At 31.4% G+C, this 255-nt stretch carries 1 protein-coding gene; it reads right to left on the bottom strand.

Features of this window, described 5'->3' with window-relative positions; all coding sequences use genetic code 11:
* Positions 1-255: zinc ribbon domain-containing protein (locus GCL57_RS14695; protein WP_152214109.1), on the bottom strand; the 255-nt coding region annotated here is incomplete at both ends.

The following is a 255-nucleotide window of genomic DNA, read 5'->3' as shown; positions in this document are numbered from 1 at the left end:
AATTATTTTTGCTGCATTGATATCAGCATTGTCATGATTTCCGCATAATAAACATAAGAAATTATCTTGTGTTTTTCTATTATCGGCGTGAGTGTGGCCACAATTGGCACATTCCTGACTAGAATAATGAGGTGAAACTTTAACAACTAATTTACCATATTTTTTAGCTTTATATTCTAAAAACTCTATTGTTTTTGCTAATCCTTTTGATAGCAGTTCTCTATTTAAACCTGCTTTGGCTTTTCGCATATTTGG

This window comes from Fluviispira multicolorata (assembly GCF_009208585.1).
Classification (GTDB): domain Bacteria; phylum Bdellovibrionota_B; class Oligoflexia; order Silvanigrellales; family Silvanigrellaceae; genus Silvanigrella; species Silvanigrella multicolorata.
Note: the sequence above shows the minus strand (reverse complement) of the source record. Positions and strands in the feature narration are given on the sequence as shown.